At 64.7% G+C, this 11470-nt stretch carries 11 protein-coding genes; 1 reads left to right on the top strand and 10 read right to left on the bottom strand.

Translation table 11 applies throughout. From position 1 onward, the window contains the following. Nucleotides 1-192 precede the first annotated feature (192 nt). The 4 genes from ROR02_RS14685 to ROR02_RS14670 all read right to left on the bottom strand — a co-directional run bounded on the left by ROR02_RS14685 (nucleotide 193) and on the right by ROR02_RS14670 (nucleotide 3744). On the bottom strand, nucleotides 193-705 hold the full coding sequence (locus tag ROR02_RS14685; RefSeq protein WP_147164796.1) for a hypothetical protein: 513 nt from the start codon (nucleotides 703-705) through the stop codon (nucleotides 193-195). Next, complete coding sequence (locus tag ROR02_RS14680; RefSeq protein WP_147164795.1) at nucleotides 702-1835, bottom strand: DUF2336 domain-containing protein; 1134 nt, start codon at nucleotides 1833-1835, stop codon at nucleotides 702-704. The genes ROR02_RS14685 and ROR02_RS14680 overlap by 4 nt, the downstream gene beginning before the upstream one ends. Nucleotides 1836-2117: 282 nt before the next feature. After that, nucleotides 2118-2546, bottom strand: coding sequence for a universal stress protein (locus ROR02_RS14675; RefSeq protein WP_147164794.1), 429 nt, complete (start codon nucleotides 2544-2546; stop codon nucleotides 2118-2120). 109 nt (nucleotides 2547-2655) lie between these two features. Continuing rightward, the gene (locus ROR02_RS14670; protein ID WP_147164793.1) at nucleotides 2656-3744 is read right to left on the bottom strand and encodes a TAXI family TRAP transporter solute-binding subunit; all 1089 of its coding nucleotides are present in this window, start codon (nucleotides 3742-3744) and stop codon (nucleotides 2656-2658) included. A gap of 148 nt (nucleotides 3745-3892) precedes the next feature. Between ROR02_RS14670 and ROR02_RS14665 the strand changes: the two genes are divergently transcribed. Beyond that, nucleotides 3893-4408: an adenine phosphoribosyltransferase gene (locus tag ROR02_RS14665; protein ID WP_147164792.1), complete on the top strand. Its 516-nt coding sequence runs from the start codon at nucleotides 3893-3895 to the stop codon at nucleotides 4406-4408. Nucleotides 4409-4543: 135 nt separating this feature from the next. Here ROR02_RS14665 and phoB read toward each other — a convergent pair whose 3' ends face one another. The 6 genes from phoB to ROR02_RS14635 all read right to left on the bottom strand — a co-directional run bounded on the left by phoB (nucleotide 4544) and on the right by ROR02_RS14635 (nucleotide 10927). Continuing rightward, nucleotides 4544-5245 (bottom strand): phosphate regulon transcriptional regulator PhoB, encoded by a 702-nt coding sequence (phoB, locus tag ROR02_RS14660; protein ID WP_147164791.1) that lies wholly within the window; start codon nucleotides 5243-5245, stop codon nucleotides 4544-4546. Nucleotides 5246-5248: 3 nt separating this feature from the next. Further along, complete coding sequence (phoU, locus tag ROR02_RS14655) at nucleotides 5249-5971, bottom strand: phosphate signaling complex protein PhoU (RefSeq protein ID WP_147164790.1); 723 nt, start codon at nucleotides 5969-5971, stop codon at nucleotides 5249-5251. A 76-nt stretch (nucleotides 5972-6047) separates the two neighbouring features. Then, nucleotides 6048-6863, bottom strand: a complete 816-nt coding sequence (pstB, locus tag ROR02_RS14650; protein ID WP_170245138.1) for a phosphate ABC transporter ATP-binding protein PstB — start codon at nucleotides 6861-6863, stop codon at nucleotides 6048-6050. A gap of 6 nt (nucleotides 6864-6869) precedes the next feature. Continuing rightward, nucleotides 6870-8150, bottom strand: coding sequence for a phosphate ABC transporter permease PstA (gene pstA, locus ROR02_RS14645; protein WP_147164789.1), 1281 nt, complete (start codon nucleotides 8148-8150; stop codon nucleotides 6870-6872). Nucleotides 8151-8271: 121 nt separating this feature from the next. Next, nucleotides 8272-9669: a phosphate ABC transporter permease subunit PstC gene (pstC, locus tag ROR02_RS14640; protein WP_147164788.1), complete on the bottom strand. Its 1398-nt coding sequence runs from the start codon at nucleotides 9667-9669 to the stop codon at nucleotides 8272-8274. A gap of 229 nt (nucleotides 9670-9898) precedes the next feature. Then, nucleotides 9899-10927 (bottom strand): PstS family phosphate ABC transporter substrate-binding protein, encoded by a 1029-nt coding sequence (locus tag ROR02_RS14635; RefSeq protein ID WP_147164787.1) that lies wholly within the window; start codon nucleotides 10925-10927, stop codon nucleotides 9899-9901. Nucleotides 10928-11470: the final 543 nt, after the last annotated feature.

Below are 11470 nucleotides of genomic sequence, written 5' to 3'. Positions count from 1 at the left end.
TCATTCAAAAAACTAGAGCGCATTCACTGATCCATTTCGATCGGAATGCGCTCCAGAGATTGTCAGGGAAAAGGGGGCAGAGTTTTTTCCCTGGAAAACTCAAACAAAGGAATCTGAAGTCTGTCCGCTGCAGCGTGAATCTGGAATCCGTCCGCTCCCGCCTCCCCAGGGCGCGGGAGGGCCAGGGACCCCTTACAAGGGGCGGTGACGCAGCACCGGGTCACGGGCCGAAAGGGGCTGCGGCGCGGCGATTTCGCGCACGGCCACCTGTTCGGCGGCGATGGCGTCGCGGATGGCGCGGAAGGCCAGATCCAGCTCGTCGATCTGCTCGCGCATGCCCTTCAATTCCTCGATTTCCTCGCGGGCCGGGGGCTGGCGGTTGGTGCCCACCGCCAGCGCCTGGGCCAGGTAGCGGCCGCGCATCTGGGCGAGGTTGCGGGCCATGTCCACCACCTCGTCGGCGCCGATGTCGCCCACGTAGCGTTCCAGCGCCAGGCGGGTCTGTTCTTCCAGCTCGGAGGTGATGTGACGGGTGAACTGGGTGGCGGTCCGGCAGTCCAGCACCGGCGGTGTCAGGGCATTGCCCAGGCGCGGCGCGGTTCGCGACGAACCGATCTCGGTGGCGGAAAAGCGCCCCGCCGGGCCCACCCCCTCGCGCGAGGGAGACGGTCCTGGGGTGCCAAACTCGTCGGGGTCGTGGCTCATTCGTGTCCCGTGATGTCAGAAGGCAGCTGCCCCATCTTGGCCACGAGGTAATCCAGATCGTCGTTTTCGAAATTGACGCCCAGATCGCCGTACTGGGTCAAGATGCGCTCAATCATGCGCCGGGCATAGCGGGGACGGTCGTTCTCGCGCCCGTCGTAGTCCATTTCCTGCGCCACGGTGACGGCGGCCAGCATGGCGGGATAAAAGGGATCGGGCAGGCCGGCCTTGCGGTAGATGCCCTGGAAGCCCAGATCGCCGCTGTCGTGGATCAGCATGCGGGCATTGACCACCGGAATGCCCGAGCGGTGCGCCAGCGCGTATTCAAAAAACTTCAGGTCACCCATGCACAGGGCCCGCAGGATGATCGAGGGGGTCAGGCGCTGGCGGTCGGCCAGTTGCACGATCAGCCGTTCCACCTCCTCCTCGCTGCTGGTGATGGCGTAGGTCAAGGTGGCCTTTTCCCGTCCGGCCAGGATCAGGTTGGCGGCCAGGTCGGGGTTGATGTCGTGGCGCGAGACCAAGGCGGCGCGCAGATTCTCCGACACCTTGTCCACCAGCTTTTCGGCGACGGTGGCCGGCAGGCGCGGGCGCTGCACCATGGGCAGCTGGACCCGCTCCGAGTCGCCGAAGCGGTCGATCGCCCGTTCCAGCGAGGCGTCGGACATCTGGGCGCCCACGTTCGAGATCAAGGTGGCCACCACCTCTTCCCCGCCGGTTTCGACCAGGGCACCCGAAACCTCTTCCGAGACTTCCTTGCGCCGCGCGATCGCCTCCATCTTGGTGTTGGCGTGCGAGCGCACGATCTCCAGCAGGTCCTGGTCGTTCAAAACCGAGGAATATTCCAGGATCGGCAAGGCCACCTCGTCCACGTCACCGGCCAGGACCCGGGCCAGATCGTGGGGAATCAACGGGGTTTCCTTGAGGTTCGAGGCCAGGGCCTGACGCACCTGCACCTCGACGTCCTTGGCGAACAGGCGGAAAATATCCTCGGCCATCCGCCGCTCGGCCGCGGTCAGCGCTCCCCCCTCGAACTGGCGAGCCAGTTTGCCGGCGGTTTCCGCGCGGTTGGAACTGGACGGGTCGCTAAGCAGGCGCGTGACGTCGTCGGCAGTCAGTCTGGTATCGGCCATATGCGTCTTACCTTTGGTGAACAGGACGGTACCTTGCACGATGCCCCTTTTCTACATACCGCCATTTGGCGCGGCAGGCAACGCGCGACCCGTCAGGGCACTCGGGTGAACCGATTGCCCTGACGTTTTTTCGATGCCCTCAAGCGCCGGGCGCGCACTCCGTGCGCTTAGCTCTCGCGACGGAAGCCGCGCGCCGCTCTCGCGGCGTTGAAACACCCCCCTTTCGAGGGCATCCAGGGCTTCACCCGATTACCCTGCGCGACCCATGCCGGGGCGCTTTCCCTATTCGCGCACCACGAAGACGGAACAAGGGGCGCGTCGCACCAAGGTGGTGATATGCGGCGCCGACAAGCACCCTGCGCGGCCGCCGGTGGGCAGGCCCACCACCAGCAGGTCGGCCTTGACCTGCTCGGCCATGCGCAGCACGGCTTCCTCGGGGGCGCCCTCGGCGACCATGTTCTGAACGGAGACATCCTCGGGCACGGCGCTGTCGGTGCGCGCCTTCAGGCTTTCGAGGACCTGGGTTGCCACGTCGCGTTCGCGTCCGCCGGGGAAGAACTCCCCCACCACGCTGGAGCCAAAGGCCGGCACCACGGTGAGAAGGTGCAGCCGCGCCTTGTCGAGGCGGGCGAGCGCCACGGCGCGCGGCAAGGTCGTTTCCCAATCGTAGGGCACACGGGGATCAAGGGGCACAAGGATGTGGGCATACATGAGAGGGACACTCCAAGGCCGGGATCGGGATTGAATGAAAGGTCTTGTGCTTTCGAGGGGGTCAGGGAAAAGCGGAAGTCCGTCCGCTTCAACCTGAAAGGGACGGACTTTAAGGGGAGGGCAAAAGCCCCGCGTCGCGGTAGTAGGCCTGCGCCGCCGGATGCAGCGGCACGTTCAGGGCCGAGCGCACCATGTCCTCGCGCGTGAGGGTGGCCAGCGCCGGGTAAAGGCGGCGGAAATCGTCGAAATGGTCGAAAACCGCGCGCACCACCCCTCGCACCACGGCGTCGGGGGTGTCGGCGGTGGTCAGCAGCAGGGCCCGGGGGCCGAAGGTTGGCACGTCTCCCCCCGGAGCGTGGTACAGATCGCTGGGGATGACCGTCGGCACGAAAAAAGGCATGGCTTCGCACAGGCGCTTCACCGCGTCGGCGTCGATGCCGAGCAAGGTCAGGCCACAGCGCGCCATGGCTTCCTTCAGCGCGCCGTTGGGATGGCTGACCGCGAACACGGCCGCGTCCACCCGTCCCTCGCACAGGGCCGCCACCTGCGTGCCGGGATCCTCCTCCCCCACGTGGCTGAAAAAATCGGCGGCCGTGCGCCCCTGCACGGTCAGCAGGGCATCGGTGGTCGCCCGGGTGCCGCTGCCCGGCGGGCCAATGTTGACCCGCCAGCCCTTGAGATCGGCGAAGCTGCGCGCGCGCACCGCGTCGCGGGCCAGGACCGTGAACGGTTCCGCCTGCAGGGAAAACACGGCCCGCAGCCCCTCGAAGGGCCCCTTGCCGGCGAACGGTCCCTCGCCCCTGGCCGCCAGGTATTGCCAGTCGGACTGCACGATGCCAAAGGCGATGTCTCCCCGGCGCAAGGCGTCCAGGTTGTCGAGCGATCCCCCCGTGGGCTCCACCAGGCAATGCAGGCCATGGCTGGGGCGATCATGGTTGACCAGCCGGCAGATCGCGCCTCCGGACGGAAAATAGGTGCCCGCCACGTTGCCGGTGCCCACGATGAACGGCGTGGACGGACGCGCGGGCGGGGGCAGCGGCGGCCCGGCGGCCTGGCTCACGGAGGCCCCCAGGCCTTCCGGCATCAGGCCCAGTCCCGGCAGCAGGGCAAGAACGACCAGGGTTCCCCCCAGGGCGCGCCTGATCGACCGGCGCCAGCGTGGGCCACGGGGGCCAGGGGGTGTTCCAGGTGCCGCCATGCCTTACTCCCATTTTATCGCCAGGCGGGCGTTGATCCCGCCATTCCATCCTTCCGTCCGGCCCACGGGGCGGGTACCTTCGCGCGCGAAAGCCCGTTTCCCCGACGCGGGTTTTGCCTGCCCGCGCCGATCCAAACCGGAGAAGACGATGAACCTCAAGGACCATATCCGCGAAGTGCCGGATTTCCCCAAGCCCGGGATCTTGTTCTACGACATTTCCACCCTGCTTGCCCACCCGGATGCCTGGCAGGTGGCGATGGGCCGTCTGGCCAAGGCGATCGCGCCCCGGGCTCCCGACGTGCTGGCCGGCATCGAGTCCCGCAGATTCCTGGTCGCCGCGCCGCTGGCGCTGAAACTCGGCCTGGGGTTTGTCATGGTGCGCAAGAAGGGCAAGCTCCCGGGGAAGACCGTGCGCCATGAGTATGACCTGGAATACGGCACCGACGTGGTCGAGATCCAGGAAGGCGCCATCGAACCCGGGCAGCGGGTGGTGATCCTCGACGACCTGCTGGCCACCGGCGGCACCTTGAACGCCGCCAACGAACTGGTCACCAAGGTGGGCGGCAACGTGGTGGGCGCCGCCTGCCTGATCGAGCTCACCTTCCTCAAGGGCCGCGAGCGCGCCACCATCCCCGTGGACAGCCTGGTCGCCTACGATTCGTGAAAAACAAGGGCGGTGTTCGTGAGCCGAACACCGCCCCGTTTTGCCCGGGCCCGACCGGACCACGCCCGGTTTTCCGGTCCTACCGGACCACGCCTGGTTTTCCGGTCCTACCGGACCACGCCTGGTTTTCCGGTCCTACCGGACCGCCTGGGTATCCGCGTCCAGCGCATAGCCGGCGGCGCGCACGGTGCGGATCAGGTCGTTGTCCTCGTCGTTGTTCAGCGCCTTGCGCAGGCGCCGGATGTGCACGTCCACGGTGCGCGGCTCGACATAGATGTCGGGGCCCCACACGGCGTTCAGCAGTTCCTCGCGCGAGAACACGGCGCCCGCGTTTTGCATCAGGAACTGAAGCAGGCGGAATTCGGTCGGCCCGAGGTGGATGTAGCGCCCGGCGCGGGTCACCCGGTGCGCGCCCAGGTCCATGACCAGATCGGCGTAGGTCAGCGAGCCCTTGGCGTTGCTGGGCTGCGAGCGTCGCAGCAGGGCCTTCACCCGGGCCAGCAACTCGGGCATGGAAAAGGGCTTGGACATGTAGTCGTCGGCCCCGGTGTTCAGGCCACGGATGCGGTCGGCTTCCTCGCCGCGCGCCGTGAGCATGAGCACCGGCAGGTCGCGGGTGCGGGGCTTGCGGCGCAACTGCCGGCAGACCTCGATGCCCGACATCACCGGCAGCATCCAGTCCAGGATCATCATGTCGGGTTGATCCTCGGCCACCATGGTCAGGGCTTCTTCCCCGTCCATGGCCTCGATGACCCGATAGCCATCCTTTTCCAGATTATAGCGCAGCAACGTGACCAGGGAGGCTTCATCCTCGACGATCATCACTTGGGGTTTCATGCTTCAGCTCACGATGCCCTTGAGGGTGTCTCCGTACTCGCCCTGGCCTCCCCCCTTGGGGCGCGTTGAGCGCAAGGGGACTCCGGAAACGAGAAAGTGAATGTTTTCCGCCACGTTGGTTGTGTGATCGCCAATCCGCTCAATATTCTTGGCGATGAACAGCAGGTGCGAACAGGCTGAAATGTTGCGGGCGTCTTCCATCATGTAGGTAACCAGTTCGCGAAAGAGAGCGGTATACAAATCGTCCACTTCCTCGTCGCGCGACCAGGCTTCCACCGCCTTGTCAAGATCGCGTTCGCCATACGCGTCCAGGGTATCGTTCAAGATATCCTGGACCAGCCGCGACATGCGCGGGATGGAGGAAACCGGCCGGGCGGGCGGCAGGGAGTTCAGCACCAGCACCCGCTTGCCCACGTTGGAGGCGTAATCGCCAATCCGTTCCAGGTCAGCCGAGATCTTCAAGGCACCCACGATGCTGCGCAGATCATCGGCCATGGGCTGACGCAAGGCCAGCAGCCGCACCGCGTGGTCGTTGATTTCCTGTTCCAGGGCGTCGATGCGGGTATCCCCGGCCACCACGCGCCCGGCGAGTTCACTGTCCCGGCGGACCAGCGCCTGAACGGCGTTGGCCAACTGGGCCTCGGCCAGGCCACCCATGCGCAGGACCGCTTTCGCCAGGACCTTGAGGTCCTCGTCAAAGGAGCGGACGGTGTGGTCGGCGTTCATCGTTTTCCCCCCGGGTTGGGGCCGCCCGCGCGCCGGCGCCCGGGATCGGGCCGCCCACGCGCAAGCGGGTTGGGTGTTAGCCGAAGCGGCCGGTAATGTACCCCTGCGTCAGATTATGCTGCGGATTGGTGAAAATCACCTCCGTATCGCCGCATTCGATCAAACGGCCCAGGTGAAAAAACGCGGTGCGCTGGGAGACGCGCGCCGCTTGCTGCATCGAGTGGGTGACGATGACAATGGTGTAGTTGGAGCGCAGTTCGTCAATCAGCTCCTCGACCTTGGCGGTCGCGATCGGATCAAGGGCCGAGCACGGCTCGTCCATCAAGATCACCTCGGGCGAAACGGCGATGGCGCGCGCGATGCACAGGCGCTGCTGCTGGCCGCCCGAAAGACCGGTCCCCGGCGACTCCAGGCGGTCCTTGACCTCTTCCCACAAGCCGGCCCGTTCCAGGGACGACTGGACGATTTCGTCGATCTCGGCCTTGGTGCGGGCAATCCCGTGGATGCGCGGGCCATAGGCCACGTTTTCGTAGATGGACTTGGGAAAGGGATTGGGCTTTTGGAACACCATGCCCACCCGGGCGCGCAGTTCCACCACATCGACCTTCCGGTCATACACGTCTTCACTGTCCAGGCGAATTTCGCCAGAGACGCGGCAAATGTCGATGGTATCGTTCATGCGATTCAAGCAGCGCAGGAATGTGGACTTGCCACACCCCGACGGCCCGATGAACGAGGTCACCTCGCGCGCCGCGATGTCCAGGCTCACGTTCTTGATGGCGTGCTTGTCACCATAATAAACGTTGGCGTCGGTGACCGAAACCTTGACCGGGCGATCCTTGATGCGCGGCTGACCCGCGGTGCCGTCGAAAAGTTCCACAGTATCAGACATGATTGATTACCACTTCTTCTCGAATTTCTTGCGCAGGATCACGGCACCCGAGTTCATGATGATCAGGAACGCCAGCAACACAATGATCGCCGCCGAGGTGCGTTCGACAAAGGCGCGTTCGGGACTGTCGGCCCACAGGTAGATCTGCACCGGCAGCACGGTGGCCGGGGCCAGCGGGCTGGAGGGCACGTCGGCGACAAAGGCCACCATGCCGATCATCAGCAGCGGCGCGGTTTCGCCCAGGGCGTGGGCCATGCCGATGATGGTGCCGGTCAGCATGCCGGGCATCGACAGCGGCAGGACATGGTGGAAAATCATCTGCATCTTCGACGCGCCAATGCCCAGCGCCGCCTCGCGGATCGACGGCGGCACCGATTTCAGCGCGGCACGTCCGGCGATGATGATGGTGGGCAAGGTCATCAGGCATAAAACCAGGCCGCCCACCACCGGCGCCGAGCGGGGCAGGCCAAAGACATTGAGCAAGACCGCGAGGCCCAGCAGACCAAACACGATCGACGGCACGGCCGCCAGGTTGTTGATGTTGACTTCGATCAGGTCGGTGAACCAGTTGCGCGGCGCGTATTCTTCCAGGTACACGGCGGCCGCGACCCCGATCGGAAACGACAGGCCCAAGGTCACGATCAAGGTGTAGATCGAGCCCACGACCGCGCCCCAGATGCCGGCCAGTTCCGGCTGGCGGCTGTCGGAGGCGGTGAACAAGGTGGTGTTGAACACCGTGTGGACCAGACCCCGCTTTTCAAGCCGGTCGAACCATTCGATCTGCTGGTCCGACAAGCGGCGGGTGGATTCGTGGGCGTCGCGGCTGATCTTGCCCTTGGCCAGCATGTCGAAGTCGGCCGCGATCGGGATCTGGATCTTGACCCGCTGACCGATCAGCGAGGGATCCTCCATCACCATTTCACGCGCCCGATAGGTGGCCCCGTCCGAGACGAGGGCCTGCAACGCGCGCCGGTCGGTCCGGCTGGTCACGTCGGGAAACAGATCGTAAACCGCCTGGAAGATCAGCTTGCGATAGTTGGCGTTGGAAAGGGTCTGGGGGTCGCGGGTGCCCTCGGGATCGATGTCCTGGGGATACAGCGTGACATCCAGCTCCAGCTCGGTGGTCCAGAACGCGCTGAGGCCCTGGGAAAAGATGCTGGTAAACAAGGTCAGCAGCATGATCAGGGCCAGGGAGATGGCGGTCAGGCCATAGGCCCTGAACCGCCATTCCCGCCGGTATCGCCGGGCGAGACCAGCCCGAACGACCTCTGTTGTGTGCTGTGCCATCGGTCTTCCTCTTGGGGATCCCCGCCTCCCTCGGAGGGAGCGGGGCCTGTCGTCAACGGGGAGGGGCGGGGAAACGGTCCGGCACGCTCCGGACCGTCAGACGTGGGAGAAGGGCAGCCGCTTAGTCGTACTGCTCGCGGTACTTGCGCACGACGTGCAAGGCGACGATGTTCAGCACCAAGGTGATGCAGAACAGCACCAGGCCCAGCGCGAACGCCGCCAGGGTCTTGGGGCTGTCGAACTCCTGGTCCCCGATCAGCAAGGTGACGATCTGCACGGTGACGGTGGTCACGGCCTCGAAGGGGTTGGCGGTGAGGTTGGCGGCCAACCCGGCGGCCATGACCACGATCATGGTTTCGCCAATGGCCCGCGACGCCGCGAGAAGGATCCCGCCCACGATGCCCGGCAGGGCGGCGGGGAACACAACCCGGCGGATGGTTTCGCTCTTGGTCGCCCCCAGCCCCAGCGAGCCCTCGCGCATGGACTGGGGCACCGCCGAAATCACGTCGTCGGACAGGGACGAGACAAAGGGAATGATCATGATGCCCATGACCACGCCCGCCGCCAGCGCGCTTTCCGACGACACGTCCAGGCCCAGGGCCTCGCCGGCGTTGCGGATCGCGGGCGCCACGGTCAGGGCGGCGAAGAAGCCGTAAACCACGGTGGGAATGCCGGCCAGGATCTCCAGGGCCGGCTTGGCAAAGGCGCGAAACTTGGGGTTCGCGTATTCCGACATGTAGATGGCCGACAAAAGACCAATCGGCACCGCCACCAGCAAGGCGATGCCCCCGATCAACGCGGTGCCGGCGAACAGGGGCACGGCGCCAAACGCCCCCGACGAGCCGACCTGATCGGGGCGCAGCGCCATCTGCGGGCTCCAGCTGATCCCGAACAGGAACTCGTGCAAGGGCACCAGCGTGAAGAAGCGATAGCTTTCAAACAGCAACGACAACACGATGCCAATGGTGGTCGCGATGGCCACGGTCGAGCACAAGATCATGAACACGCGCATGATCTGCTCGACCTGATTGCGCGCGCGCAACACGGGCGAAATGCTGCGCAGCCCCCAAGCCGCTCCGGCCAGGGCCAGGGAAATGGACAACACGGTCAGCGACCAGAACGCGTTGTTTTCCAGCCCCACCTGATAGCGCGCGGCGGCCAGGATCTCGGGATCGGTCGACGACGAGATGTTGCCCTTCGCCACGTTGCCGATGTCCGACATCATCAAGCGCACCCGGGCCTCGTCCAAGGGCGAGCCATCCGGGTTGTGGAGCAGGGTTTCGGGCAGGGATCCCAGGACGAGGGTGTGGACAATCATCGGCTCGAAGGCCAGCCACAGCACGATCAAAATCAGGGCCGGGACCCCACACCACAACGCGACGTACACGCCATGGTAACCAGGGAGAGAATGAAGAATGCTCGGGTTGGGGCCCGCTTTGCGTAGCGCCAGCCTGGACCCGAACAAGTGGGAAAAGACCGCGAGGCCTCCCACCATCAGGATCAGCAACAAGGTATTCATCGCGTGTCACGCCGTCCTAAACAGGGAAGGGGAAGGGCAGCCGGGCCGACCGTGCGACAAAGGCCGCCCGTCTGGCGCGGGGCATCGTGTAAAAGCCGTCACCAAATCGATCAATCCATGAAAGACCGGAGCACCAAAAAAATCGGGCGATCCGGCACCCCTCCCCCCGTGCCCGGGGGGGAGGGGAGGGGCGGCGTTCATGCGCCACCCGTCGCGCGTTCAGGCCGGATCAGAGCTTGAGCGGGGTCAGCGCATTGACTTCCTTGGCCGTCGCGGCGCGCTCGGCGTCGGGCAGCGGGATCAGGCCCTTGTCGGCCAGGTAGCCCTCGGGGCCCCAGGCGGATTCGGCGGTGAAGGCCGCGATGTATTCCTTGAGGCCCGGAATGGTGCCGACGTGGGCGTTCTTCACGTAGAAGAACAGCGGACGCGACACGGCATACTTGCCCGAGGCGATGTTCTCGAACGAGGGATCGACGCTATCAACGCGCGAGCCCTGGATCTTGTCGCCGTTCTGGTCAAGGAACGAGAAGCCGAAGATGCCGAGCGCGTGCGGGTTGGCTTCCAGCTTCTGGACGATCAGGTTGTCGTTTTCGCCGGCTTCGATGAAGCGGCCGTCCTCGCGCACCGAACCGAAGGCCTTCTTGAAGGCGTCGGGATCGGACTTCTTCAGGGCGGCGCATTCCGGCAGGGCTTCGCAGCCCGGTTCCATCACCAGTTCAACGAAGGCGTCACGGGTGCCCGAGGTCGGGGGCGGGCCCAGCACTTCGATATCCTCGGCCGGCAGGATCGGATCAAGCTGGTTCCACTTGGTATAGGGATTGTCAACCCACTTGCCATCCACCGGAACCTGCTTGGCCAGGGCCAGGAACAGGACCTTCTTGTTCACGTCGAACAGGGGCGCGTTCTTGGCGTTGGCCAGCACGATCCCGTCGAAGCCGATCTTGACCTCGGTGATCTCGGTCACGCCGTTCTTGGCGCAGGTTTCCATTTCCGACGCCTTGATGCGACGCGAGGCGTTGGAAATGTCCGGGTGCTCGACGCCAACCCCGGCGCAGAACAGCTTGAACCCACCCCCGGTGCCGGTCGACTCAATGACCGGAGTCTTGAAGTTGCTGGTCTTGCCGAAGGTCTCGGCAACCGTCGTGGCGAAGGGAAACACCGTGGACGAGCCGACCATGCGGATCTGATCACGGGCTTCGGCGGCTCCGGCCATGGCAATGGCGGCAACGGCCGCCAACGCGAGAGTCTTCCTGATCAATGCTGCCTCCAATGAACTTGGGGGAGAGCCCAACACTGGCAAAGGGCCCAAAGGGAAATCCGGCCAACGGTGTCCGACCGCCGGATGCCCGGGACTCTAGTCAGGATCGGCAACACGTTTGTGACGGGAAGATGAATGTTCCGTTACAACCCCTTTCCCCGACCGGGGGGATCGTGGACAAAAGGATGGGGTTAACCGGCGGGTTCCGGGCGTTTTCGCCCATCCCTTGCGCCAGGGATTGTTACACTCCACGGACCATGGCAAACGCACCGGCCTTTTTTCGCGCCTGAAAAAACCGGGGAGGCGTGTGGCCCCCCCGGTTCCCCTCCGCTTTACAAAAACGCAAAGCGCCCGTGTCGGAAGATGGTGAGTCGATCAGAGCGCATTCCTAATCAAACGAGATCAGTGAATGCGCTCTAACTGATCGCATTTTCGAACCGCCGAAACGGTACCCGTTCCGGCTGAAAATGCTCTAGACTGAAACTGGATCAACTTGAGCCAAGTTGGCCCGGTTTCAGTCTAATTCTATAAAATTCAGAGTAA

The organism is Pararhodospirillum oryzae, assembly GCF_007992075.1.
Classification (GTDB): domain Bacteria; phylum Pseudomonadota; class Alphaproteobacteria; order Rhodospirillales; family Rhodospirillaceae; genus Pararhodospirillum; species Pararhodospirillum oryzae.
This window is presented reverse-complemented; position numbering and strand designations above follow the sequence as displayed.